Origin of the sequence: Methylocystis parvus (assembly GCF_049675845.1) — a bacterium.
Taxonomy (GTDB): domain Bacteria; phylum Pseudomonadota; class Alphaproteobacteria; order Rhizobiales; family Beijerinckiaceae; genus Methylocystis; species Methylocystis parvus_A.
Genome location: NZ_CP187161.1, coordinates 2,604,407 through 2,629,616, shown reverse-complemented (window position 1 = coordinate 2,629,616; position 25,210 = coordinate 2,604,407). Strand labels below are relative to the sequence as shown.

General features: G+C 65.2%; 18 protein-coding genes and 4 pseudogenes. 9 read left to right on the top strand and 13 right to left on the bottom strand.

The window, feature by feature from the left end; genetic code table 11:
• Positions 1-114: 114 nt before the first annotated feature.
• The 3 genes and pseudogenes from ACPFMJ_RS13645 to ACPFMJ_RS13635 form a co-directional block, all read left to right on the top strand.
• Positions 115-1,049, top strand: a pseudogene (locus ACPFMJ_RS13645) (3-hydroxybutyryl-CoA dehydrogenase); the annotation flags it as partial.
• 4 nt (positions 1,050-1,053) lie between these two features.
• Positions 1,054-2,199 (top strand): annotated as a pseudogene (locus ACPFMJ_RS13640) (M20/M25/M40 family metallo-hydrolase); the annotation flags it as partial.
• Positions 2,196-2,897 (top strand): hypothetical protein, encoded by a 702-nt coding sequence (locus ACPFMJ_RS13635; RefSeq protein ID WP_424360528.1) that lies wholly within the window; start codon positions 2,196-2,198, stop codon positions 2,895-2,897. The pseudogene ACPFMJ_RS13640 and the gene ACPFMJ_RS13635, both read left to right, overlap by 4 nt.
• Positions 2,898-2,954: 57 nt before the next feature.
• Here the strand turns inward: ACPFMJ_RS13635 and ACPFMJ_RS13630 are convergent, their stop codons facing one another.
• Positions 2,955-3,422 carry a pentapeptide repeat-containing protein gene (locus tag ACPFMJ_RS13630; RefSeq protein WP_424360527.1) on the bottom strand — a complete coding sequence of 156 codons (468 nt, stop codon included), beginning with the start codon at positions 3,420-3,422 and terminating at the stop codon, positions 2,955-2,957.
• 299 nt (positions 3,423-3,721) lie between these two features.
• On the opposite strand from ACPFMJ_RS13630, the gene hemA reads away from it, so the two are divergent.
• Together hemA and ACPFMJ_RS13620 are read left to right on the top strand one after the other, a co-directional pair.
• Entirely contained in the window at positions 3,722-5,008 is a 1,287-nt protein-coding gene (gene hemA / locus ACPFMJ_RS13625) for a 5-aminolevulinate synthase (RefSeq protein ID WP_424360526.1), read from the top strand.
• 597 nt (positions 5,009-5,605) lie between these two features.
• Positions 5,606-5,857: a hypothetical protein gene (locus tag ACPFMJ_RS13620; RefSeq protein ID WP_424360525.1), complete on the top strand. Its 252-nt coding sequence runs from the start codon at positions 5,606-5,608 to the stop codon at positions 5,855-5,857.
• A 23-nt stretch (positions 5,858-5,880) separates the two neighbouring features.
• Here ACPFMJ_RS13620 and ACPFMJ_RS13615 read toward each other — a convergent pair.
• Positions 5,881-8,153, bottom strand: a pseudogene (locus tag ACPFMJ_RS13615) (NADP-dependent malic enzyme).
• 327 nt (positions 8,154-8,480) lie between these two features.
• Between ACPFMJ_RS13615 and ACPFMJ_RS13610 the strand changes: the two are divergent.
• A complete protein-coding gene (locus tag ACPFMJ_RS13610) occupies positions 8,481-9,407 on the top strand; it encodes a hypothetical protein (protein WP_424360524.1) in 927 nt (308 codons plus the stop codon).
• A gap of 191 nt (positions 9,408-9,598) precedes the next feature.
• Positions 9,599-12,244 (top strand): DNA mismatch repair protein MutS, encoded by a 2,646-nt coding sequence (gene mutS / locus ACPFMJ_RS13605; RefSeq protein ID WP_424360523.1) that lies wholly within the window; start codon positions 9,599-9,601, stop codon positions 12,242-12,244.
• Between the two features lie 51 nt (positions 12,245-12,295).
• Here mutS and ACPFMJ_RS13600 read toward each other — a convergent pair whose 3' ends face one another.
• The 3 genes from ACPFMJ_RS13600 to ACPFMJ_RS13590 all read right to left on the bottom strand — a co-directional run bounded on the left by ACPFMJ_RS13600 (position 12,296) and on the right by ACPFMJ_RS13590 (position 15,279).
• Positions 12,296-12,604, bottom strand: coding sequence for a hypothetical protein (locus ACPFMJ_RS13600; RefSeq protein ID WP_424360522.1), 309 nt, complete (start codon positions 12,602-12,604; stop codon positions 12,296-12,298).
• 197 nt (positions 12,605-12,801) lie between these two features.
• Positions 12,802-13,359: a 16S rRNA (guanine(966)-N(2))-methyltransferase RsmD gene (gene rsmD / locus ACPFMJ_RS13595; protein ID WP_424360521.1), complete on the bottom strand. Its 558-nt coding sequence runs from the start codon at positions 13,357-13,359 to the stop codon at positions 12,802-12,804.
• A gap of 3 nt (positions 13,360-13,362) precedes the next feature.
• Positions 13,363-15,279: a pseudouridine synthase gene (locus tag ACPFMJ_RS13590; protein WP_424360520.1), complete on the bottom strand. Its 1,917-nt coding sequence runs from the start codon at positions 15,277-15,279 to the stop codon at positions 13,363-13,365.
• A gap of 252 nt (positions 15,280-15,531) precedes the next feature.
• On the opposite strand from ACPFMJ_RS13590, the gene ACPFMJ_RS13585 reads away from it, so the two are divergent.
• Positions 15,532-15,978: a nucleoside deaminase gene (locus ACPFMJ_RS13585; protein WP_424360519.1), complete on the top strand. Its 447-nt coding sequence runs from the start codon at positions 15,532-15,534 to the stop codon at positions 15,976-15,978.
• On the opposite strand, the gene ACPFMJ_RS13580 is transcribed toward ACPFMJ_RS13585, so the two are convergent.
• Positions 15,963-16,832, bottom strand: a complete 870-nt coding sequence (locus ACPFMJ_RS13580) for a patatin-like phospholipase family protein (protein WP_424360518.1) — start codon at positions 16,830-16,832, stop codon at positions 15,963-15,965. The genes ACPFMJ_RS13585 and ACPFMJ_RS13580 overlap by 16 nt on opposite strands.
• Positions 16,832-17,716 carry an alpha/beta fold hydrolase gene (locus ACPFMJ_RS13575; RefSeq protein WP_424360517.1) on the bottom strand — a complete coding sequence of 295 codons (885 nt, stop codon included), beginning with the start codon at positions 17,714-17,716 and terminating at the stop codon, positions 16,832-16,834. The genes ACPFMJ_RS13580 and ACPFMJ_RS13575 overlap by 1 nt, the downstream gene beginning before the upstream one ends.
• Positions 17,717-17,938: 222 nt before the next feature.
• Here ACPFMJ_RS13575 and ACPFMJ_RS13570 point away from each other — a divergent pair, with 222 nt between their 5' ends.
• Positions 17,939-18,526 carry a carbonic anhydrase gene (locus ACPFMJ_RS13570; RefSeq protein WP_424360516.1) on the top strand — a complete coding sequence of 196 codons (588 nt, stop codon included), beginning with the start codon at positions 17,939-17,941 and terminating at the stop codon, positions 18,524-18,526.
• A 267-nt stretch (positions 18,527-18,793) separates the two neighbouring features.
• Here the strand turns inward: ACPFMJ_RS13570 and ACPFMJ_RS13565 are convergent, their stop codons facing one another.
• The 6 genes and pseudogenes from ACPFMJ_RS13565 to ACPFMJ_RS13540 form a co-directional block, all read right to left on the bottom strand.
• Positions 18,794-19,705 (bottom strand): IS5 family transposase, encoded by a 912-nt coding sequence (locus ACPFMJ_RS13565; protein ID WP_424360515.1) that lies wholly within the window; start codon positions 19,703-19,705, stop codon positions 18,794-18,796.
• Positions 19,706-19,865: 160 nt separating this feature from the next.
• Positions 19,866-20,210 (bottom strand): rhodanese-like domain-containing protein, encoded by a 345-nt coding sequence (locus ACPFMJ_RS13560; RefSeq protein ID WP_424360514.1) that lies wholly within the window; start codon positions 20,208-20,210, stop codon positions 19,866-19,868.
• Positions 20,211-20,231: 21 nt separating this feature from the next.
• Positions 20,232-20,600, bottom strand: coding sequence for a carboxymuconolactone decarboxylase family protein (locus ACPFMJ_RS13555; protein WP_424360513.1), 369 nt, complete (start codon positions 20,598-20,600; stop codon positions 20,232-20,234).
• Positions 20,597-23,859, bottom strand: a pseudogene (locus ACPFMJ_RS13550) (efflux RND transporter permease subunit). The gene ACPFMJ_RS13555 and the pseudogene ACPFMJ_RS13550 overlap by 4 nt, the downstream one beginning before the upstream one ends.
• Positions 23,856-24,824, bottom strand: coding sequence for an efflux RND transporter periplasmic adaptor subunit (locus tag ACPFMJ_RS13545; RefSeq protein WP_424360512.1), 969 nt, complete (start codon positions 24,822-24,824; stop codon positions 23,856-23,858). The pseudogene ACPFMJ_RS13550 and the gene ACPFMJ_RS13545 overlap by 4 nt, the downstream one beginning before the upstream one ends.
• A 120-nt stretch (positions 24,825-24,944) precedes the next feature.
• A complete protein-coding gene (locus ACPFMJ_RS13540; RefSeq protein WP_424360511.1) occupies positions 24,945-25,208 on the bottom strand; it encodes an iron oxidase in 264 nt (87 codons plus the stop codon).
• Between the last annotated feature and the right edge of the window lie 2 nt (positions 25,209-25,210).

Below are 25,210 nucleotides of genomic sequence, written 5' to 3'. Positions count from 1 at the left end.
CTGCCAAGCTGCATCCCAAAAACCAAGTCCGCCGCAAGGATAACGCGCGGAAGCCAACATCAACTTTTTGCAAGGGACACGACTTCATTTCGACCAATCGCGCGTATATTGCTGATGGAAAAAGGCAAGCATCGCAGCCGTCCCGCCATCTGCCGGCGGACGATCAGCTTCGAAATTCGCAAAGTCGGCGTTATCGGCGCGGGCCAGATGGGCAAGGGCATCGCGCATGTCTGCGCGCTCGCCGGCTACGACGTCGCGATCAACGACGTGACGCCCGAGCGGATCGAGGCGGGCGTCACGGACATCGCCGTGCAGATGCGGAAATCGGTCGAGCGCGGCATTCCTCGAGGAAAAACGCGATCAGGCACTCGAGCGCATTTCGTTTGCCCCGACCCTTGAAGACTTCGGCGATTGCGACATCGTCATCGAGGCCGCCACCGAAAACGAGAGGTCAAGCGCCGCATCCTCACCGACGTGGCGCTGGTCGTGAAGCCCGACGGCATCATCGCCTCCAACACCTCGTCGATCTCGATCACGCGCCTCGCCTCGGGCATCACCGACCGCCCCGAAGCGCTTCATCGGCATTCACTTCATGAACCCCGTGCCGCTGATGGAGCTGGTCGAGCTGATCCGCGGCATCGCCACGGACGACGCGACCTTCGAGGAGGCAAGAGCCTTCGTCGAAAGCTCGGCAAGACGTCACGGTCGCCGAGGATTTCCCGGCCTTCATCGTCAATCGCATCCTGCTGCCGATGATCAACGAGGCGATCTACACGCTTTACGAAGGCGTGGGCTCGGTCGAAGCGATCGACACGGCGATGAAACTCGGCGCTCACCATCCGATGGGCCCGCTTGAGCTCGCCGACTTCATCGGTCTCGACACCTGCCTCTCTCGACTACCGCAGCGCGATGCAGGTGCTTTACGATTGCGGGCTCATGTCGATCGCGAGCGATCTCCCGCGAAATACCGGCCTTGTCCGCTGCTCGTGAAATACGTTGAGGCCGGTTGGCTCGGCCGCAAGACGAAGCGCGGTTTTTACGACTATCGCGCGCGCGCCGCATGTGCTGTTCTACGGCCATTACGACGTGCAGCCGCCGGACCCGCTGGAGCTGTGGGAGGCCGATCCCTTCGCCCCGCGCCTTGCCGACGGGAAAGAGGGCAAGGAAATCGTCGCGCGCGGCGCGTCCGACGACAAGGGCCAACTCATGACCTTCCTCGAGGCCTGCCGCGCCTTCGAAGCCAATGGCGGCCTGCCCTGCAACGTCACTTTCTTGTTGGAAGGCGAGGAGGAGACGGGGTCGCCCTCGCTTCCCGGTTTCCTCGAAAAGCACAAGGACGAGCTCTCGCAGCCCGACATCGCGCTCGTCTGCGACACCAGCATGTGGAACCCGAAGACGCCGGCGATCACCGTCATGCTGCGCGGCCTCGCGCAGGAGGAAGTCGTCATCAGGATCGCCAGCCACGACCTGCATTCCGGCATGTTCGGCGGCCCGGTGAACAATCCGGTGCATGTTCTGGCGAAAATCATCGGCGATCTGCATGACGACGAGGGCAAGGTCACGCTGCCGGGCTTCTACGCCGGCGTGCCGGATATCCCGGAAGACATCGCCGAGCAGTGGCGCAATCTCGAATTCGACGAGGGCCAGTGGCTCGCCGATGTCGGCCTCACCGCGGTTGGCGGCGAGAAGGGCAAGGGCGTCATGGAGCAGATCTGGGCGCGGCCCACCTGTGACGTGAACGGCATTGTGGGCGGCTATACGGGCAAGGGCTCAAAGACCGTGCTGCCGGCGCAGGCTTCCGCCAAATTCTCCTTCCGTCTCGTCGGTCAGCAGAACGCGACGGCGATCCTCGAGTCTTTCCGCGCCTTCGTGCGCGAGCGGCTCCCCGCCGACGCCAAGGTCGAATTCATCAACCATGGCGCCTCGAACGCGTTGCAGCTTCCCTTCAGCTCCGAGGCGCTCTCCCGCGCCCGCCGCGCCTTGACGACGGAGTGGGAGAAGGACGCGGCGCTCACCGGTTGCGGCGGCTCCATCCCGATTGTCGGCGCCTTCAAGCGCGACCTGAACATGGACACGCTGATGATCGGCTTCGCGCTGGACGACGACCGCATTCATTCGCCCAACGAGAAATACAGCTATACGAGCTTCCACAAGGGGGCCCGGAGCTGGGCCCGGGTGCTGGACGCGCTGGCTGGATGAGCGAACATGATGCGATGAGCAAGAAACTTCCCGATCTCGGTCCAAAAACGTCAGATCACGCCGCCGCAACGCTTCGTGCTGCAGCAAATCTGGTCCCGATCTTCGGAGCGGGCCTTGCTGAGATTGTTACAAACATCATACCAAATCAGCGTCTCGATAGGATTGAAAGATATTTAAGCCTACTTCGTGATGAGTTGCTCGCAAAAGGACTATTAGAAGATAGTCCAAAATTAGCGCACCACGTTAACGTCGCGATCATCGAAGATGGAGCGTTCCAAGCTGCACGCTCACTCTCTGATCAGAGAACTAAGTTTATCGCTAGGTGTGTCGCTGAAGGAATATCTGCGGAGGAAGCTGAAAAAATTAGAGAGCGTAAACTGCTTCGTATCCTTGGTGAGCTGGACGATGAAGAAATAATGGTGCTTAGATCAATTTCTTCCAACGATTGGTCGCTGATGAATGATGCAAGGCCTGAGCCGCCTTATATTGGTTGTTCTGAAAAAGTCGCCAGAGACAACGTATTATGGGATCAATCATTTGAGCGGCTTGAGCAGTTAGGATTGATCCATTTTAGACAAATAGTTAAGAAAGTGGATTCATTTTCTTCACTTCCAGAATATGATGCTTTCGGAAAGAGGAAAGGATACTACCTAATAACAGCATTAGGGGCATACCTACTTCAACATCTTAGGCAGTAGCCAGCTTACGCCTCGCGCGTTTGCGTCACGAACTCCAATTTGCTTCCTGACATTGACTCAAATTGGGATTAATTCCCCCCGCGTCCCGCGCTGCTTGCATCCATAAAAGCGGTTCTTCTCGAAGATCGGCTCGGCGCCGGGCCGTTCGTCCTTTAAGAATTCGCAGTTTTCGAAGACGCACTCGACCAGGCGGCAGTCGCTGAAGAGGCAGGCGCCGCCGAGATTGTCGAGTTCGAAACGGCAGCGCTTGAACGTGCAGTTCAGGAAGTCGACGCTCCGGAAGGAGCAGCCCTGGAACACGCAATCCTCGAAAGTCGTGTCCGAGATCAGCGCGGTGTTGAACAGCTCCCAATACCAGGTCATCCGGGTGAAGCAGCAGCCGAGAATGACGCCCTCGACGCTGGGCGAACTGATCTCGAAATCCTCGAAGCTGCAATAGGCGAAGATCGTCTCCGCCGGCAGCGCGGCGAAGCGGCCGCAGCTTTCCGTGAATTCTTCCCCCTGCGCCAGCGTCATCCCGTCCATCGGTCCCTCCGTAGGCTTTCGCCGGACCATGCGCCGAGAAAGCCGGACGCGCATTGCGCTCGCGCACAGGAGTCCGGCAGGGTCGAGCCCGGGGCCCATGACCCCGCCGGGCCCGTGGCGCCATGACTTTACCGGCCAGCGGGGATCGCGCGGCGTGGAAACCCCTGCTAATACGCGGCAATCCGTCGCTCGCAATCCTGCTCAGGATCGGCTATGTAAGAAAACGTCCAAACAAGGCGGCAGGCAGGACGGGGCTCGCCGCCGGGTTTGATGGGCGTCAAGGATCGAAGGGTTCGTAGATGGTGTATCGGCGATATTTCGAGGCAGCCGTCTCCCGTCTGAAGGACGAGCGTCGCTATCGCGTTTTCGTGCATCTCGAGCGCGATGTGGAAACCTTCCCCCTCGCCAAATGGCATCGCGACGACGGAAGCGTTCACGACGTAACCGTCTGGTGCTCCAATGACTATCTCGGCATGGGCCAGCACCCTGAGGTGATCGAGTCCATGGTCGACACCGCATCGCGGGTCGGCGCGGGCGCGGGCGGCACCCGCAATATTTCCGGCACCAGCCACGCCATCGTCGAGCTCGAGCGCGAGCTCGCCGACCTTCACGGCAAGGAGGCGGCCCTCGTCTTCACCTCGGGCTGGATCTCCAATCTCGCGGCGATCTCGACCATCGCCGACCTGCTGCCGAACTGCGTCATTCTCTCCGACGCGTCGAACCACAATTCCATGATCGAGGGCGTGAAGCGCTCGCGCGCCGAGCGCAAGATCTTCCGCCACAACGATCTCGCTCATCTTGAAGAACTTTTGATCGAAGCCGGCGACCGGCCGAAGCTCGTCGTCTTCGAGAGCCTTTATTCGATGAACGGCAATATCGCGCCCGTCGCCGAAATTGCGGCGCTGGCCGAGCGCTACGGCGCCATGACCTATGTGGACGAGGTCCATGCGGTCGGCATGTACGGCGCGCGCGGCGGCGGCATTTGCGAGCGCGAAGGCGTGATGGACCGCATCGACGTCATCGAGGGCACGCTGGCCAAGGGCTTTGGCGTCATCGGCGGCTATGTCGCGGGCGACGCGGTCGTCATCGACGCCATCCGCTCCTATGCCGGCGCCTTCATCTTCTCGACGGCCCTGCCGCCGGCGGTCGCCGCCGCGGCCTGCGCCTCGGTCCGCCTCCTCAAGCGCCGCTCCGATCTGCGCGCCGCGCATCAGCGCGCCGGCCATATCACCAAGCACGCCCTGTCGGCCGCAGGCCTGCCGGTTCTCGAAAACGGCTCGCATATCGTGCCGGTGATGGTGCGCGACGCCGAGCTGTGCAAGGCGGCGAGCGACCTGCTGCTCACGCGGCACAACATCTACATCCAGCCCATCAACTATCCGACCGTCGCCAAGGGCTCCGAGCGCCTGCGCATCACGCCGACGCCGCGTCACACGCACGACCATATCGCGCATCTCGTCGAAGCGATGGTCGATGTCTGGCATACGCTCGGCATCGCCTTCGTCGAGCCGCCGTCGCATCTCCATGTCGACGAGAAGAGCGACGAGCGCTGCACCTATCCCGAGATCAAGCTCGCCGCGCAGTAAGCGCGAAGGCTGCGAATTGAAGGCCCCGGCTGCGCGGCAGTCCGGGGCCTTTCGCTTTTTCATGGCCGGCTTCGCCATCGCGAGTCTCGAGCGCATTTTGCTGAAGCGGAAACCGGTTCGGCGCGGGAAAGCGCGTCTCAATAGAAAGACGGAGCCCCGATGCGATCGGATCGGAAAAGGCTCTAAGGCGAAGCGGCAAAGACAAGCGACGACGCGCTGCATTGCTTCGCGCGAGACGACGCGTCCCATTTCGACGCCTTCGCCCGAAACTATCCAGCGGCGTGGACGTCGCTTCGCCTCCCTGTCTTTCCAGTGTGTTTTAAGGGAACGTTCAATTGTCGCGCTTCGCGGTCCCCGGCATTTTTGCCGGATAGTTAAATCTCGCGGCGGCCCGCGCCTAACCTCGCACGGGTGCTGATTTATCTCGCCGATTCGACCCGGCTGCGCCAAAGCCGATGGCGACTGATCGATAAAATGCGCCGCAACCGTTCGGTTGATTAAAATTGTCCCGAGCGGATTCGGTCCGCCTTAAGCGGCTTCATGTCCTCTGCTTTCGCTACGAACTGGCAACCACATTCGCAAATAGGGTCCATCGCCATGAGCCGTGTTCACTATTCTTTCGACAGCGCCGTCGCAGCCGTCGCCGCGGCGCCGGAAACCAGGGAATCCCCGATCGTGCGCGCCGTACGCCGCGCAAAGCGGCCCAGCCGGCCCTATCTCCGGCGCGCGATGGAGAATCTCGGTCTTTTCGCCTTCGGCTTCGGCGCGACGAACCTGCTCATTCACTTCGCGGTCGGCTTCTTCTACGCGCTGCGCATGTCGAGCATGGTCCCGCACCTCAATCTCTGAGCCGCCGATAGTCGGCGGCTCCCTTACCCGCCGAGACCAAAGGCCGCGAGCGCCGCCATGTTCACGATCTCGCTGTCCGTCGAGCCGAGCTGCGTGATCTGAACGGGCTTGTCGAGACCGACGATCAGCGGACCGAGCACGGTGGCGTCGCCGAGCTCCTGGAGCATCTTGGTCGAGATGGCCGCCGAGTGGAACGCCGGCATGATGAGGACATTGGCCGTGTCCTTCAGCCGGCTGAAGGGGTAGGCGCTCATCAATTCCTTGTTGAGCGCGATGTCCGCGCCCATCTCGCCTTCATACTCGAAATCGACGCGCCGCGAATCCAGCACGCGCACGGCGTCGTGCACGCGCTCGGTGCGCTCGCCCGGCGGATAGCCGAAGGTCGAGAAGGCGAGCATCGCTACGCGGGGCGTGAGGCCAATGCGGCGCGCGACGCCCGCCGCTTCGATGGCGATTTCCGCCAGCTCCTCGGCTTCCGGCAGTTCTGTGATCGCGGTGTCGGCGACGACGACGACCCGCCCCTTGGCGAGAATGAGCGAAACGCCGATGACGCGATGTCCCGGCTTCTGGTCGACGACGCGTCGAACTTCCTCGAGCGCGTTCGAGAAGTTTCGCGTGACGCCCGTCACCATCGCGTCGGCGTCGCCCCGCGCGACCATGGCGGCGGCGAAGTGGTTGCGGTCCTGGTTGATCAGGCGCTGGCAGTCGCGCAGCAGAAAGCCCTTGCGCTGCAGCCGTTCGAAGAGGAACTGCGCATACATCGCGTTGCGGTGGGAGAGCTTGGCGTTGTGGATCTCGATGCCGGGGATCAGCTCGACGCCGGCGTTCGCGGCGTTCGCCTTCACGCGGTCCTCGCGCCCGACGAGCACCGCCGTTCCCAATCCCTGATTGACGAAAGTGACCGCCGCGCGAATGACCTGCTGCTCCTCGCCCTCGGCGAAGACGACGCGCTTGGGCTCGCGCCGCACGCGTTCGAAGACGGTCTGCATCAAACCCGCGATCGGGTCGCGGCGCGCGGAGAGCTCGGCGCGATAGGCCTTCATGTCGATGATCGGCCGGCGCGCCACGCCCGACTCCATCGCCGCGCGCGCCACCGCCGGCGGCACGACCGAGATGAGGCGCGGATCGAAGGGCGCGGGGATCAGGTAGTCGCGTCCGAAGCGCGGACGCGCGCCGCGATAGGCGTTGGCGACTTCGTCCGGCACGTCTTCGCGCGCAAGATCGGCCAGCGCCTGCACGGCGGCGATCTTCATCTCCATGTTGATGGTCTTCGCGCGCACGTCGAGCGCGCCGCGGAAGATGTAGGGAAATCCCAGCACGTTATTGACCTGGTTGGGATAGTCCGAGCGCCCCGTCGCGATGATGCAGTCCGGCCGCGCCGCGCGCGCTTCCTCCGGCGTGATTTCCGGATCGGGATTCGCCATGGCGAAGACGATGGGGTCTTTGGCCATGCTCTTCAGCATGTCCGGCGTCAACGCGCCGGCGACCGAAAGCCCGTAGAAAATATCCGCGCCTTCCAGCGCCTCGGCCAGCGTGCGCGCCTTGGTTTCCACGGCGTGCGCGCTCTTCCACTGGTTCATGCCCTCGGCGCGGCCGCGATAGACGACTCCCTTCGTGTCGCAGAGCGTGATGTTGCGCGGATCGAAGCCGAGCGCTCTCGCGAGATCGAGACAGGCGATGCCCGCGGCGCCCGCGCCGTTGCAGACGAGTTTCGTGTCCTTGATGTCGCGGCCCGTCAGCAGCAGCGCATTGACGAGGCCGGCCGCCGAGATGATCGCCGTGCCGTGCTGGTCGTCGTGAAAGACCGGAATGTCCATCAATTCGCGCAGCCGCTCTTCGATCACGAAGCATTCGGAGCCTTGATGTCCTCGAGATTGATGCCGCCGAAGGACGGGCCGAGATAGCGCACCGCGTTGATGAAGTCCTCGACTTCCTTCGCGTCGATCTCGAGGTCGATCGAGTCGATATCGGCGAAGCGCTTGAAGAGGGCGGCCTTGCCCTCCATCACCGGCTTCGCGGCGAGCGCGCCGAGATCGCCGAGGCCCAAAATCGCCGTGCCGTTGGTGATGACGGCGACCATGTTGCCGCGCGTCGTATAGTCGTAGGCGAGCGAGGGGTCTTTCGCGATGGCCAAGACGGGAACCGCGACGCCCGGGGAATAGGCGAGAGAGAGATCGCGCTGCGTCGCCATGGGCTTGGTGGACACCACGGCGAGCTTTCCGGGGCGCCCGCGCGAGTGAAAGAGCAGCGCCTCCTTCTCCGTGAAGATGGGACGGCCGTCGATGCTCTCTTTCATTGGGGCAAGCCTTTCCGATTGCTGCGCCTGTTGCGGCGCAGCATAGACGGGAGCGGGCGGGATTCACAAGCGGCTCAGCTGGGGACGGCGGGGCCTAACCTCCAACGGGAGCCCCGCTCCCCCTTCGGTTCCATCATCGAGCCCCTGCCAGCATCCGCGCTCGCCCCGGAACAATCCGCGCCTACCCCGCGTTGTCGCAACTCTTTACGCCCGGCGCCCGCGCGCGCCGCAATGGAGGCGGTGATGAACAGCATCATTTACATCGTCGGCTTGATCGTGATCGTGATGGCGATCCTCTCTCTGCTCGGCCTGCGATAGGAGGCTCTGATGACCGACGTCATCCGGCCCGGCTATGAGCCGGCGCGGCCGTCCGTCTCCGGCACGGAGCGCGCGGCCTTTCTCACCGCCGTCGACTGGGGCGCCATTCTCGCGGGCGTCGCGGTCGCCACGGCGATTTCCTTCGTCATGGCGGCTTTCGGCTCCGGCATCGGACTGTCGCTCGCCTCACCCTATGAAGGCGCGTCGCCCATGACGCACGCCATCGCGCTCGCGCTGTGGGTGTTGTGGGTGACGGTGTCGAGTTATGCGGCCGGCGGCTATGTCTGCGGGCGCCTGCGCCGCCGCGTCGTCGACGCCCCGAAGGACGAAGTGGAGGTGCGCGACGGCGCGCATGGGCTCACGGTCTGGGCGACCTCCATGCTCATAATCGCCTTCGCCGCGGGTTCATCGCTCTACACGCTCGGCAAGGCCGGCACGGAGGCCATTACGGAGCAGGCGCAGAAAAGCGGCGTCGCGACCAATCCGGTGGATTATCGCGTCGACACGTTGATGCGCGGCGAGGGCGCAATGGGCGGCGGCGCGCAAATGGGCCGTATGGGGACGCCGGCGGCCGGGACGGCGACGACGACGGCGGACACGCGCCAGATCGTCTCGCGCATTGTCGCGCGCGGCCAGGCCACGGGCGAGATCAGCGACCAGGACAAGACCTATCTGCAGAACGTGCTCTCCTCGAGCGCGGGCCTTGCGCCGAATGACGCCCGCGCGCGGGTCGACGCGCTCTCGCAGCAGGTGCGGGACGATCACGCCCGGGCCAAGGAACTCGCCGACAAGGCGCGCAAGGCCGGGATCATCGCAAGCTTCATCGCCGCGGCGGCGATGCTGCTCGCGGCCGCCTCCGCCTGGGGCGGCGCGGTTCTGGGCGGGCGCCACCGCGACGAGAATCTCGGAATGTCAGCGGCGATGCGCTTCTGGTAGGAGGAGGCGAAAATGGGACGTTCAGTGCTCTTGTGGCTGCTCGGGGTGCCGATCCCGATCATCATCCTTCTCGCCATGTGGCGGTAGCGCAAAAGCCCCGGACAAAATCCGGGGCTTTTTTCTTGGGCCCTCCACAGCGCAGAAGGCCCCGCGAATGGCGCCTCCGCCGGGCGGCGGCTAAACTGCCCGGCATGAGCGAGAGAGCCCCGGATCAGGCCGCCAGCGCGGCGCGCGCAACGCCGATGATCGCCCAATATATCGAAATCAAGGCGGCGAACACGGATTGCCTGCTCTTCTACCGCATGGGCGATTTCTACGAATTGTTCTTCGACGACGCGGAGGTCGCCTCGCGCGCGCTCGGCATCATGCTCACGAAGCGCGGCAAGCATCTGGGCGACGACATTCCAATGTGCGGCGTGCCGGTCGAGCGCGCCAACGACTATCTGCAAAAGCTCATCGCGCTCGGCCATCGCGTCGCGGTCTGCGAGCAGATCGAGGACCCGGCCGAAGCGAAGAAGCGCGGCGCGAAGTCTGTCGTGAAGCGCGACGTTGTGCGGCTTGTCACGCCCGGCACGATCACCGAGGACGCGCTGCTCGACCCCGCCCGCGCCAACGCTTTCGCCGCTGTCGCGCGCGTCAGGAGCGGCGACGGGTGGCGCTATGGCGTTGCGAGCGTCGATATTTCGACGGGCGCCTTCACTGTCGTCGAATGCGCAGAGAGCGAGTTGTCCTCGACGCTCGCGCGCCTCGAACCGCGCGAGATCGTCGCCGCTGAGGCGCTGTGCCGCGAAGAGGCGGTCGCGACTGTCTTCGCCAATGTCGCCGCGCCTGTCGCCCCGCTCGGGCGCGAGGCCGGCGACGCGTCGCGGCGGCTGATGGATTTCTACGGCGTCTCGACGCTCGATGGTTTCGGTGCGCTGAGCGACGCGGAGCTTGCCGCCGCCGCGACGGCGATCCTATACGTTGAGCGCACGCAGAAAGGCGTGCGCCCGGCGCTATCGCGGCCGATGAGCCTGCGCGAAAGCGCGACGCTCGACATAGACGCGGCGACGCGCGCCAATCTGGAGCTGATGCGCACGCTGTCGGGCGCGCGGGAGGGTTCGCTCCTTTCCGTCGTCGATCTCACCGTGACGTCGGCGGGCGCAAGGTTGCTTGCGGAGCGTCTCGCGGCGCCCTCGACCGATCCCGCGCTCATCGCCGCGCGTCTCGACGCGGTGGCCTTCTTTCTTGAACGCCCGGAGATTCGCAGCGCCCTGCGCTCAAAGCTGTCGCGCGCCCCCGATCTCGCCCGCGCCGTGTCGCGACTGTCATTGCAACGCGGCGGCCCGCGCGATGTTGCGAGCGTCGGCGCCGCGCTTTCCGCCGCGCGCGACATTGCGGATCTCTTCGTACGCGCCGAGACGCCTGCGGAAGTCGCGAGCGACGTGGCGACGCTTGCAAGCGCCGACGCCGCGCTGGCGCATGAAATTGCGCGCAGCCTCAAGGACAGCGTTCCGCTCGACAAGCGGGGCGGCGATTTCGTGCGCGAAGGACGCGACACGGAGCTTGATGAATCGCGCGCCCTGCGCGACGAAAGCCGCGTCGTCATCGCCTCGCTGCAGGCCCGTTACGCCGAGGCGACGGGAACCAAGCTCAGGATCAAGCACAACAACTTTCTCGGCTATTTCCTCGAAGTGCCCGCCGCGCAGGGCGAGAAGCTTCTGCGCGACGAGACCTTCACACATCGCCAGACCATGGCCGACGCCATGCGTTTCTCGACGCGCGAGCTTGCCGATCTGCAAAGCAGGATCGCTTCCGCCGCCGACCGCGCCCTGGCGCGGGAGCTGGCGATCTTCGACGCCTTGTCAGGCGAAATCCTGGCGCGCATGGAAGAGCTGCAGGCGCTCGCGCAAGGCTTCGCGCGGCTCGACGTATTGAGCGCGCTGGCCGAGGTCGCGGAGAAGCGCAACTGGACGCGCCCCTCCGTCGATCTTTCGCTCGACTTCGACATTGTTGGCGGGCGTCACCCGGTCGTCGAAGCGTCGCTAGAGGCGCAAGGCAAGGCGTTCGCGGCGAATGACTGCGATCTCTCCGGCGACAAGGCCGGGCGCATCGCCGTTGTCACGGGCCCGAACATGGCGGGCAAATCGACCTTCCTGCGTCAGAACGCGCTCATCGCGCTGCTCGCGCAGGCCGGATCCTATGTGCCGGCGAGCGAAGCGCGCATCGGCGTCGTGGACCGCCTCTTCTCGCGCGTCGGCGCCTCGGACGATCTTGCGCGGGGACGCTCGACCTTCATGGTCGAGATGGTGGAGACGGCGGCGATCCTCAATGGCGCGACGCCGCGCTCGCTGGTCATTCTCGATGAAATCGGCCGCGGCACCGCGACGTTCGACGGCCTCTCCATCGCCTGGGCGACGATCGAGCATCTGCACGAAGTGAACCGCGCGCGGGCGATTTTCGCGACGCATTTCCACGAGCTCACGCAGCTCACCAAGCGCATGGCGCGGCTCGTGAACCTCACCATGAAAGTCACCGATCACGCGGGCGAAGTGGTGTTTCTGCATGAAGTGATCAAAGGCGCCGCCGACCGGTCCTACGGCGTGCATGTCGCGCAGCTCGCGGGCCTTCCTGCAAGCGTCGTTTCGCGCGCGCACGCCATTCTCGCGGAGCTCGAAGCCGCCGACCGCCGCGCGCCGGTCGAGGCGCTGATCGACGATCTTCCGCTGTTCAAGCATGTCGTCGAGGCCGCGCAGCCGAAAGACGCGCTGCGCGAGGCGCTGGCGAAGATCGATCCCGACCAGCTGAGCCCGCGCGAAGCGCTCGCGGCGTTGTACGAGTTGAAAGGGAAATCCTAGGGCGACGGCTTCGGATTGTGGGCGGCGTTGAGGCGCCGCCCGTTGCATGCGTCAGGCTTTGGCGGACGCTGTTTTCGGCGGCGATTTTGTCTCGGAAGCTTCGGCGTCTTCTTCCGCTGCCGCAGAGTCTGTCGTTACATCCGCGGCCCCCGCTTCTTCCGGCGCGGCGTCGATCGCTTCGGCGTCGGCGGATGCTTCGTCCGATGCGGGTTCAGCCGCGGGCGCAAAGACGTTCCGCTTCGCGTCGGCTAAAACAAGATGGCGCAGGTAAGACGAGTCCTGATCCGGGGCCTCTTCGAGCTTGAGGAGAATCCTGAGAGCCTGCATGGCGTCAAAGTTCGCGACAACTGCACTCGACATCCTTGTCCTCCCATCGCAGCGCTTCGACAAAATCGTTTGAGCGCGCGCACTCAGGACAGGATTCAAATTTGTCGAAACTTCGCTGTCGCGCCCGCCGAAACGTGTCGCGACGCACGAACGAGGATCATCCACATATTAGTTTTTTCGCGCGCATATGAGCTGGATCGGACACGCGCGCGAGAGAAGGCGCCGCGCATTCAGCGCGCGTAACGCGCGAAGATGAACTGCGTGTCGCCGTAGCGCCGCGCGTCTTCCTGCTTCAATTGCGCCGGCAGCTCGATCGCGGCGTCGGCTGCTTCCTCGATCACGACGAGCGCGTCTTGCGCAAGCCAGCCGCCATCGGCGAGCGATGAAAGCACGCGGTCGCCGAGGCCCTTCCCATAGGGCGGATCGAGAAAGGCGAGCGAGAAGATTTCGCCCGGCGGCGCGTCGCCGAGCTTCGTCGCGTCGCGGCGGAAGATGCGCGTGACGCCGCCGAGTCCGAGCGCCTCGATATTGGCGCGCAGCAGCGCGCGCGCCTCCGTTCCGTCATCGACGAAGAGCGCGCGCTTCGCGCCGCGCGAAATCGCCTCCAACCCCAGAGCGCCCGTGCCAGCGAAAACGTCGATGACCGCCGCGCCTTCGACCGGGTTGTCGAAACGATGCGCCAGAATGTCGAAGACGGATTCGCGTAGGCGATCCGATGTCGGGCGGATCGACTGCGAGCGCGGCGCGTTGAGGGCGCGCCCGCGCAGCGCGCCGCCGACGATCCGCATTGACTATTCGCCGCGCGGTTTGCGGGGACCCCTCGGCGCGCCCTTGGACGGTCCCTTGCCGGGGCCGCGTCCTTTCGGCGGACCTTTGGGCGGTCCCTTGCGCGGCGGGCCGCTGCGAGGCCCGCGTGCGGCGCCTTCCCGCGGCGGCCTGCCTTCGCCGGAGCGCGGCGCGCGCGGTTTGCGCTCCTCGCCGCCGCTGTGCGAAAAACTGCGCTCACCTTGCGGCCGGTCGAATTTGCGCGGGCGCTCGTCGCGGCCCTGGCGCCCCTGTTCGCCATGGCGCTCGCGGCGTTCCCCCCGCTCGCCTTCGAAAGCGCGATTGCGGGGCGGACGCTCGCCGCCCCCGTGCGCCTGGCGCGGCGCTTCGTCGCCGTCGCGGCGTGGCGGCCGCCGCTCATATCGGCCTTGCTCTCCGTCCTGCGGACGCGTGCGGCCGTAACTGCGGGTCGCCCCGCCCTCGCCCCGGGCGCGATGCGGTTGCGCCTCCGAACGCTCGCGCGGCGCCCGCGCGGGCCGCTCGCCGCGCTCCCCTTCAAAGCGTCCGCGCCGCCCTTCGGCCCCGCGATGCTCATCGCGCGCAAGCCCCTCGTCGCGGGGGCGCCGGGCCCCGGCGCGCGCCGGCCGCTCTGTCTCCGATTCCTCGCGGCGCGGGCGTCGGCCCGTGCGCATGGCGTCGAAACGCTTTGCGTTGCGCGAGGACATTTCTTCCTCCGCCGACGCCTTGCTCCGCGTCAGCCTCACCCGCTCCACCGCGACGGCGCGGCCCTTGCGGTCGGCGGTGGCGCTACGCTCGATCTTGGCGCGCGGGCCCTTCTCGCTTCTCTCGTCGCGCTCCTTGCGCAGCACGGAGACATGCTTGCGGGAACGCTTGTCGATCTTGACGCGCTTCTCCTGTTCCTCGGCGGGCGTCGCCTCGCGCAAGGGCGAGGCGAAATCGACGCCCGCGAGCTCGGCGAGGCTCTTGCCCAACTGCTCGCGCAGGATCTTGAGCTTCACCTCCTCGACGGCGCCTTCGGCGAGATCGCCGAGCTGGAACGGCCCGTAGGAGACGCGGATGAGGCGCGTCACGTCGAGGCCGAGATGCTCCATCACGCGTTTGACTTCGCGATTCTTGCCCTCGGTCAGGCTCATCGCGATCCAGGCGTTGGCGCCTTGCACGCGTTCGAGCCGCGCCTCGATCGGCGCGTAATCGACGTCCTCGACGGTGACGCCTTTTTTCAGCTCGTCGAGTTTCGCCTGATCCGTCTCGCCATGAACGCGCACGCGATAGCGGCGCGTCCAGCCGGTGGCGGGCAATTCGAGCGTGCGCGCGAGGCCGCCGTCATTAGTGAGCAGCAGCAGCCCTTCGGTGTTGATGTCGAGACGCCCGACGCTGACGAGGCGCGGCAAATCCGGACGGCGCTCGTCGAGAAAAGCGAAGACGGTCGCGCGTCCTTCGGGGTCGCTCGCCGTCGTCACGAGTCCGGCCGGCTTGTGGAACAGGAAAAGCCGCGTGCGCTCGCGCGCCTGCATGGGTTCGCCGTCGATGGTGATCTTGTCGGTCTCGGTCACATTGACGGCGGGGGTGGTCAGGACCTTGCCATTGACGGCGACGCGGCCTTCCGCGATCCAGTCCTCGGCGTCGCGGCGCGAGCAGACGCCGGCGCGCGCCATGGCCTTGGCGATGCGTTCGCCCTCGAAGGCGCTCGTCTTCTCGACCGGCGCGGGGAGGGATTTGGGTTTGGCGCGCTTGGCGTCGGCGCGCGGCTTTGCGGGCTTCGCGGATTTGGCGCCGCGCGGCTTGTCGTCGAATTTGCGCGCATCGCTGCGGGCGGTCTTGTCGCGCGGCGTCTTGCCGGGCGCGGCATTCGTGTCGCGGCGGCGCATCGGGCGGTCGCCGCCGGGCGCGCCGGAGCGCTTGGTTGGTTTCTTGTCGGCCATGGTCTTTGATAGCAGGCGGAGTGATTGCTTTGAAGCGGCTTCGCAGGGAATGACCGAAATGGCGTCTGTCACGAAGACGATTAACCCACTTCCTCATGCTGAGGAGGCCCCGAAGGGGCCGTCTCGAAGCAGGAGGAAGCGGCTCGCGACACGGGTTTCCTCGTCCTTCGAGACGGCGGCTGCGCCGCCTCCTCAGGATGAGGAAACCCTACCGGGTCCATTGTCGGCAAGGAGAACCGCGGAGCTCGCAGGGTGAGTTCATCCGACCCCTTCGCCGCCGCCTTTGAAGCCGCCCGCGCCGCCGCAGCGGCCGAGGAAGTCCCCGTCGGCGCCGCGATCGTGCGCGCGGGCGAGATCATCGCGACCGCCGGCAATCGCACGCTGCGCGACAAGGATCCCACCGCCCACGCCGAGATGCTGGCGATTCGCGCCGCCTGCGAAAAGATCGGCAGCGAGCGGCTCATCGACTGCGATCTCTATGTGACGCTGGAGCCCTGCGCCATGTGCGCCGGCGCGATCTCCTTCGCGCGCATCCGGCGCCTTTATTTCGCGTCGGACGATCCCAAGGGCGGCGCCGTCGAGCATGGGCCGCGCTTCTTCTCGCAGCCGACCTGCCATCACGCGCCCGAAGTCTATGGCGGCATTCGCGAGAGCGAGGCGGCGCAGTTGCTGCGCGACTTCTTTCAGTCGAGACGCTGATTCTCCAGCCGCTCGGCGGCTTGCAGAAGCTGCTCGCGCAAGGCGTCCCGGCAGGCGTCGCCAGCCTCGAAAATGCGCGAGGTCTTGAAGAGGTCGAGCGCCAGATATTGATGCACCGCGGGCGCGATCAGCACGTCCGGGGGATTTTCCTCGATCATGCGCGAGCTGATCGAGTTCATGAGAATCTGGCTCGCCACGATGATCGTCTGGAAGGGCGAGGGCGCGCGCAGATCGCTCTCCGGGCCCGAATTGCCGGAGACGTTCACGGCGACGATGATGTCGGCCTTGCCGGCGAGATGGTCGTAAGGCAGCGGATTGACGAGGCCGCCGTCGACGAGATAGCCGACCTCGCTTTTCGGCGGGCGCACGACGCCGGGAATCGCCATGGAGCCGGCGACGGCGGTGCGCAGCGAACCGCCCGAAAACACCGCCTCCGTGCGGCGGCGGAAGTCCGTCGCCACGACCGTCAACGGAATGCGCAGCTCTTCGAAGGTCTCGGGCATGCCCGCCGGCCAGAAGGCGTCGAGAAAGCGCACGCCGTCGAAGAGCAGCGGATGGGCGAGGCGCTGGAGCAGCGGCTGGCGGCGACGCGCCCGCGCATAAAGGAGCTTGCGCGCGAGATTGATCCGGTTGGCGAGGATCGCATCCGTATGGGCGCGCAGCTCGGCGCCCGAAAAGCCGGCGGCGTAGGCGGCGCCGATGATGGCGCCGATCGAGGTTCCGGCCATGGCGACGGGCTGCACGCCGATCTCGTCGAGCGCCTGAAGCACGCTGATATGGGCGAGGCCGCGCGCGCCCCCGCCCCCAAGCGCCAGGGCGACCGTCCGGCCGCCGAGAACGCCGCCGCGACTCATCAGAGGAACTTGCCGAGCGCTTGGAGCGTCGCCTCGGGCGCTTCCTCCATGGCGTAGAGACCGCTGTCGACGGCGGCGCCCGTCACGTCGTCGCCCCATTCCTTCCAGGCGTCGAGCAGCGCGCCGCCGAGACCGGGGAAGGTCGCTTCGCCATAGATAATAAGAGTTGGCGTGAGCAGCTTCTTGCCCGCCGCCTTGTCGGCGGCCAGCGCTTCCTTGTCCAGCGTCGCGCCGGCGCGGTAATCCTCGCAAAAGGCGTGGATGCGCGTCGGTTCGTTGAAGGCCGCGTGATAATGGGCGACGGCCTGCGCGCTGAAGGCGTCGAGCGACTTGTCTTTCGACGAATCCTTGAGCGCGTCGTTCAGGAAGTCGGCGGGATCGAGCGCAACGAGCTCCTCGGGCTGGGGCGGGTCCATGCTCAGGAAGCGCGACCGGCCGACGCGCCACAGATCGCTCGCGCCGAAATTGTCGTCGATCGGCGCAATATTGATGAGGACGAGCTTCGTCAGTCGGCCGGGATGGTCGAGCGCGAGGCGGAAGCCTACGCGCGCGCCGCGGTCATGGCCGACGAGCGAGAATTGCACATGGCCGAGCGCCTCCATGACCTTGACCACGTCGTCGGCCATTTCGCGCTTCGCATAGGCTTCGCCCTTCTCGCTGTCCGGCGCCGCGGACCAGCCATAGCCGCGCAGATCCAAGGCGACGACGGTGAAGCGCTCGGCGAGCTTGGGCGCGATCTTCGCCCAGGCGACATGCGTCTCGCCGAAGCCGTGCAGCAGGAGGAGCGCGGGGCCGGCGCCATGAGAGCGGGCGAATATTTTTCCAGCCTGCGTGTCGATCCAGTGCGAGGCGAAACCGGGGAAGAGATCGGCGAGTTCGGACATGACTCCAACCATGCTCAGGACAGCCTTGCGGCCACTATTTTCAGCGACGTTATATAGTAACGCTTGTCGAAGCGGTCACGGTTTTTCTTTTCTCGCGGCCGCAAGCGACTTTGTCACGGAAAACACGACTTTCCTTCGCTTGAAAAGCCTGTCGAAGCGTTACAAAGTTGGTTTAGGTCAAAAAAAGCGAAGCACGAATTCCAAACGCTTCGGGGAGGAAAAATGAGCAAAATTCTCGATGAAGTCATGTCGGCCAATGCGGCCTATGTTTCGGGCTTCGGCTCCAAGGGCGAACTCGCTCTGCCGCCGGCGCGCGGCTTCGCGATTCTGACCTGCATGGACGCGCGTCTCGATCCGGCGAAATACGCCGGCCTCTCGGAAGGCGACGCACATGTCATTCGCAACGCCGGCGGCCGCGCGTCGGACGACGCGATCCGTTCGCTCGTCATTTCGCACAAGCTGCTCGGCACGAAAGAATGGTTCGTGATCCATCACACCAATTGCGGCATGGAGCTCTTCTGCGACGAGGTGATGGGCGATCTGCTCGAAGACAATCTCTCGACCGCCGCGCTCGACATGTCGACGCTGAAATGGTCGAACCCGCAGCATGGCGGCGGCTGCTCCGCCGGCCACTTCATCAAGTGGCACACGATCAAGAATCAGGAAGACAGCGTCGCGCAGGACGTCGCCCGCATCCGCTCGCATCCGCTGGTGCCGAAAAACATCCCGATCTACGGCTATATCTACGACGTGAAGACCGGCAAGCTCATCGAAGTGCCGAAGGCGACGGCGGTCGGCAAGGCGGCGTGATCGGGCAGCGCGCCGCTCGATCGAAGGTCGTTGACGCCCCTCGTGCTTCGAGACGCCTGCTTCGCAGGCTCCTCAGCATGAGGGGCTTTTTCTATCGCGGTTACAAAGGCCTCATGCTGGAGACCTTTGCACGGAAGCGGGTGTCTGCGCGAGACGGGTTTAACGTGCCCGTGGGCCGCTGTTGGATCTGTCGGTTTGGGCGGCGGGGATGCTTCGCCTGGACAGGCCAGCGCTGGGCGGACGCTCCCCGGGGCGTCCGCCTTGCCTTCACTGCGCCGCGAGGACGCGCCAGCGACGTAGATTGAAGGCGAGGCAGAAGAGCGTGAGATCGGCGGCGTTGCTTAATTGCGAAAAGGCGCGCATGCGGCCGAGCCGATAAGTTCGCTTCATCGTGCCGAATAGGCTTTCGACCGCGCGGCGAACCAGCGACAGCTCATGATTGCGCGCGACGTCCGCTTCCGTCAGGGGCCGGCCGCGCTTGCGGCGCATGAGGCCGTCGCCCAGTTCCCGCCGCGCAAGCTCCGACCGCAGTCCGTCGCTGTCATAGCCGCGATCCGCATAGACGGTCCCCGCCGCCTGATCGAGAAGTTGCGGCGCGACCGAGACGTCCTGCACATTGGCCGGCGTCAGCCTCATGTCGCGCACGAGGCCGGAGCCGGCGTCGACCGCCACATGCATCTTGTAGCCAAAGGCGAAACGGCCGCGTTCATTGGTCGTGCCGAACCGCGCCTCCTTGTCGGTCGAACTTGTCTTTCCTTCATCCATGCGCGGGCGTCTGGCGGCGCTCGTCACCAGCGTCGCGTCGATCAGCGTGCCTTGCTTGACCATGAGCCCCGCCGCCTCGATCTGGCGATTGGCCTCCGCCAGCAAAGGGTCGAGCAGATCATGGCTCCCAAGCTTCTCGCGGAAACGCCAGATGGTCGAATGATCCGCCAGCGCCGTCTCCATTTCCGGATCGGAAAGGCCATGCCATCGCTGAAGGAGCAGCGCCTTGAACATGACGAGCGCCGGATAGGAGGGCTCGCCCCTCGCCGCGACCGGAATCGCCCCGAGCAGCTTCTCGAAGGGCGCCCAATCGACGAGGCGCGCGATCTCCATCAGAGCCGAAGGCCGGGATTGAGGGCGCTGGGCAACCAACCCATCGACAAAATCAAGCTGGCCCACTCGGCGCTTCGGCATGATCATCCTCCCGCTCTGCCGGGAGTGAATCACGCCGAAACGTTTCGTGCAAAGGTCTCCATGCTGAGGAGCGTCCGAAGGACGCGTCTCGAAGCACGAGGCCGTCGCTGCGGGCTTATCGACTAAAAAGCCGCGAGCTTTCGGGCTCGCGGCTTTTTCATTATCCCTGAACGGTCCCGCCGCGCGCGCGCCAGCCGCCGGTGCCCGGCGCGTAATGGCGGACGTCCTTGCGGCCAGCCGCAATCGCCTGGCCCAGCGCCTTGGCCGAGCGGCCGCCCGCCTGGCAGATGATCACGCATTCGCCCTTCGGGAGCTTTGCCGGGTCGAACTGCGAGAGGGGCAGGTTCTTCGCGCCCGGCACATGGCCGGCGGCGAATTCATGCGGCTCGCGCACATCGATGATGGCGCAGCCGCGCTCTTTCACGACGCGCGCGAAATCCTCATGCTCGATCGTCGGCAATTCGCCGCCGCCGCCCGTGAGTTTCGACATCAGACCTGACAGCATGTCTTCTTCCTTCTTTTTGGTTCAGGCGGTCTGCGCCTGAGGGTTTTTCTCGGCGTCGAACTGCGTGAAGGCCGCGAGCGCGTGGCTCGCATACATCACGGACGGTCCGGCGCCCATGTAGATCGCCATCCCCAGCGTCTCCAGAATCTCTTCGCGCGTCGCGCCGCGTTGCGCGGCGGCCTTGGTGTGGAAGGCGACGCAATCGTCGCAGCGCACGGCGACGCTGACGGCGACGGCGATCAACTCCTTCGTCTTGGCGTCGAGCGCGCCGCCGGCGCCGGCCGAGGTCGCCATGGACGAGAAAGCCTTCATCACATCGGGCGCGCCGACGCGGAGATTGCGCAGATCGGCGGAGAGGGCCCTGGCGAGTTCGGGCCAGTCGTTTGTCATGGCGTCGTCCTTTCTGCCGCGCTTGGCGCCGGCGGTCGTTCGTCGTCGCGCAGGACGACGTAGATGGCTGGGATCACCAGCAGCGTCAGCGCCGTCGAGGAGGCGAGGCCGAAGACGAGAGAGATGGCGAATCCCTGGAAGATGGGGTCGGTGAGGATGAAGCCGCGCCGATGATCGCCGCCGCGGCCGTGAGGAAGATCGGCTTGAAGCGCACCGCGCCGGCTTCCACCAGCGCCGCGCGCAGGGGCATTGCCTTTTCGCGCAGATGCCGGATGAAATCGACGAGCAGGATCGAGTTGCGCACGACGATGCCAGCCAGCGCGATGAAGCCGATCATCGACGTCGCCGTGAAGGCGGCGTTGAAGAGGAGATGTCCGATCACGATGCCGACGAGCGTCAGCGGCACGGGCGCGAGAATGACGAGCGGCAGCTTGAAGGAGCCGAACTGCGCGACGACGAGGAGATAGATGCCGAGCAGAGCGACCATGAACGCCGCGCCCATGTCGCGGAAGGTGACGTAGGTGACCTCCCACTCGCCGTCCCACAGGAAGGTCGGCTGCGCGTCGTCCACGGGCTGGCCGTGATATTTGATCGTCGGCGGGCCATCCTTGCCCCAGTCGAGCTTCTTGATCTCGTCCTCGACGGCGAACATGCCGTAGATCGGCGCCTCGAAGCGGCCCGCGACCTCGGCGCTCACCATTTCGGCGAAACGGCCATTGTGTCGGAAGATCGGATAGGAGCCGAGTTCGCGCGTCGCCTTCACCACATCGCCGAGTTCGACATTCGCGCCCTGCCGTACCGTGCCGCCGGCGGGGAGCGGCGTCGAGAGAATGCGCTCGCTGGGCGTCATCTCCGAGCGCGGCAATGCGACGGTTATGTCGATGGGCTTGGCGCCGCCGCCCCGTTGCGAGAAGCCGATCTTCACGCCGCCGACCAGCGCGCCGATCGTGTCATAGACCGCGCGCTCCTCGACGCCGTGATATTCGAGCGCCTCCTGATCGATGGCGAAGCGCAGCCGCTCCGCGCGCTGGCCGAATGAATCGTCGCTGTCGACGACGAAATCGACATTGTCGAAAGCCTTGCGGAGCTTTGTCGCGAGATCGCGCCGCGTCTGCGCATCGGGCCCGTAAACTTCGGCGAGCAGCGTCGAGAGGACGGGCGGCCCGGGCGGCACTTCGACGACCTTGATCGCCGTATGCTCGGGCATGGGAAGGCCCTTCAGCTTCTCGCGAACTTCGAGCGCGATGGCATGCGAGGCGCGCTTGCGTTCGTCCTTGGGCAGAAGGTTGATCGCGAGATCGCCCATCTCCGGATTGGCGCGCACATAATAATGGCGCACGAGGCCGTTGAAGTTGAAGGGCGCCGCCGTGCCCGAATAGGCCTGGATGGAGGTGAGCTCGGGAATGTCCTTCAAGCGCTCGGCGGCGGCCGTCAGCACGCGGTCCGTTTCTTCGAGCGAGGCGCCCCGCGGCAAATCGACGACAACCGCGATCTCCGACTTGTTGTCGAAGGGCAGCAGCTTCACGCGCACGCTCTTCGTATAAAAGAGACCCATGGAGAGAAGCGTCGCGACGCCCACGGCGGTGAGGAACTTCTTCGAGCGGTCGCGCCCCTGCAGCAGGGGCGTCGCGATGCGCGCGTAGAATTCCCCCATGGCGCCGCGCTCATGCGAATGGTCATGGCCCGCGCCGCCCTCCTTTTCAAAACGCCCGCCTGCGATCTTCAGCAGAAGCCAGGGCGTGATCGTCATGGCGACGAAGAAGGAGAACACCATGGCGAGCGAGGCGTTCGCCGGAATGGGGCTCATATAGGGCCCCATCAGGCCGGAAACGAACATCATCGGCAGAAGCGCGGCGACGATGGTGAGCGTCGCGACGATGGTCGGATTGCCGACCTCGGCCACGGCTTCGACGGCCGTGTCGATCAGGCTGCGGTCGCCGCGCATCTGCCAGTGGCGGACGATGTTCTCGACGACGACGATGGCGTCGTCGACCAGAATGCCGATGGAGAAGATGAGCGCGAAAAGACTGACGCGATTGATCGTGTAGCCCATCAGCCAGGAGGCGGCGAGCGTCAGCAGAATGGTCGTCGGGATGATGACGAAGACGACGACCCCTTCGCGCCACCCCACCATGAAGACGATGAGCGCCACGATGGAGACGGTGGCGAGCGCGAGATGGAAGAGAAGTTCGTTCGCCTTCTCTGTGGCCGTCTCGCCATAGTTGCGGGTGACGTCGATCTCGAGGCCTTCCGGAACGATGCGGCCCTTGACCGATTCGAGGCGCTTGAGCACGTCCTCGGCGACGATCACGGCGTTGGCGCCCTTGCGCTTGGCGATGGCGATGCTGACGGCCGGGCGCTTGAGCAGCTCCCCGTCCTTCTCCTTCGTCATCGTCCAGCTGCGCTTGTCGGGCTCGGCCGCGCCGACGATCACGTCCGCCACGTCCTTCACATAGACGGGGCGTCCGTCGCGCGTCGTGAGCAGCAGCAGGCCGATGTCGGGCACGCCCTGCAGCGTCTGGCCCGCGACAACGGGAATGGACTTGTTGCCTTCGCGAAAGGCTCCGACCATGAAGGAGCGGTTGGCGTTGGTCAGCTTGTCGATGAGCTGGTTCAGCGTCACGCCATATTGCGACAGTCGCTCCGGGTCGGGCTCGACGCGAATCTGGTTGGGGCTGCCGCCGACAATGTAGCTGAGGCCCACATTCTCGACCTTGGTCAGGTCGTGCTGAAGTTCCTCGGCGACCTGGAAGAGGCCGTTGTCGGTCCAGTCCTTCGCGCGTTCGGGCTTGGCGGAGAGCGTCAGCACCACGATGGCGACGTCGTCAATGCCGCGGCCGATGATGACCGGCTCGGGGATGCCCTTGGGCAGGCCGCCAATATTTGCGCGGATCTTGTCATGCACGCGCAGCACGGCGTTGTCCTGCGGCGTGCCCACGAAGAAGCGCGCGGTCACCATCACCTGATCGTCGCGCGTCTGCGAATAGACATGCTCGACGCCGTTCACGCCCTTGATGATGTCCTCGAGCGGCCGTGTGATCAGCTCGATCGCGTCCTCCGCCTTGTAGCCGTTCGCCTGCACCATGATGTCGACCATGGGCACGGAGATTTGCGGCTCCTCTTCGCGCGGCAGCGCCTGCAGCGCGATGAGGCCGATGAGGATGGAGGCGATGAGCAGAAGCGGCGTCAGCGGCGAATTGATGAATGTCCGCGTGAGCGTGCCGGAAATGCCCGGGTGGAACTCTTTGTCTTCGCTCATGGCGTCTGCACCACGTCGCCGTCATGCAGCCCGGAGAGGATCTCAATGGCGTCGCCATGCGCGTCGCCGGTCTGCACGACGACTTCGGCGCCGTTCGCCAGACGCACGAAGTCGACGCCGGCGCGGCGATAGATCGCGGCCTTGGGCGCGAGAATGGCGTCGCGCTTGCCGGTCGTGACATAGACGCGCGCTTTTTCGCCGACGAAATAATTGTCGAGTCCCTTCACGTCGACATCGGCGATGACGCGGCCGCCCTGGATTTCAGGATAGACGATGCGTACGCGTCCTTCCTGTCGCGCGCCGGCGCTCGTATTGACGCCGCGCGCGCCGATCTCGACGCGATCGCCCGCGCGCATGAAGCGGGCGTGGCGCTCGGGCAGCTGCAGGCGGAGTATGTAATTGTCCTCGGCGAGCGTCGCGATCGTTTCGCCAGGCATGACGACGCGGCCGATCGAGACGGGGATCGTCAGAATTCGACCCGGTCCCGGAGCCTTCACCGAACCTTCCGCGGCCTGCTGCTCGATGACGCCGCGATCCGATTGCAGCGCGGAAAGATTGCGTTCGGCCACGTCCAGCGCCGTCTTGGCCTGATCGAACATCACTTTCGTCGAAACGCCGCGGCGCAGAAGCTCCTGCGCGCGGTCGAAATCGGCCTTCGCCTTGTCGCGCTGGGATTGCAGGGCGCGAATGCGCTGGTCGATCGACTGCATCTGCAGGAAGAGTTTCTGATCGGCGACGGCGGCGATCTCCGCGCCGGCGGCGACGGTGTCGCCTTCCTTGATCTTCAAGGTCGTCACCGTGCCGCCGATGCGGGCGCGGGCGACGAGCTGATGGGCGGGCTCCACCGAAGCGACGACGGCCTTCATGTCGTCGATGGGCGCGACATGGACGGTCGTCTCTCCGCCAAAGGCGGCGGACGGCGCCGCGATGGCGGCCAAGAGAAGAAGCAGACGGAAGCGGCCCATGAAATCTCCCATATGGCGGCGCCTCTTGTTATATTCAAATAACGTAAATTAGCAAGAGCGAATTAAAGGCCCGGCGCGCGACCCATTTTAAGGAGAATGCGCCGGGCGGGAACGTTGATTTCACCCCCAGAGATTGCACCAGCCATTGGCGCTCACGGGGCCCTTCACGACGCCGCAACCCGACGGCGCCTCGAACCAGGAGCAATTGGCGCAGCGCTGGCGGCCATTGGGCGAGCCGCGATAGGCAGCCCCCGCCTTGCTTGTTTTCGCATGAGCCGGCGAGGCGCCAAAGAGCGCGCCGAGGCTCGAGAGCAGCGCCGCCGCGCCAAAAACCTTCAGCGCGCGGCGACGCGCGCAGCGATTGTCGCGATTATTCGCATCCATCG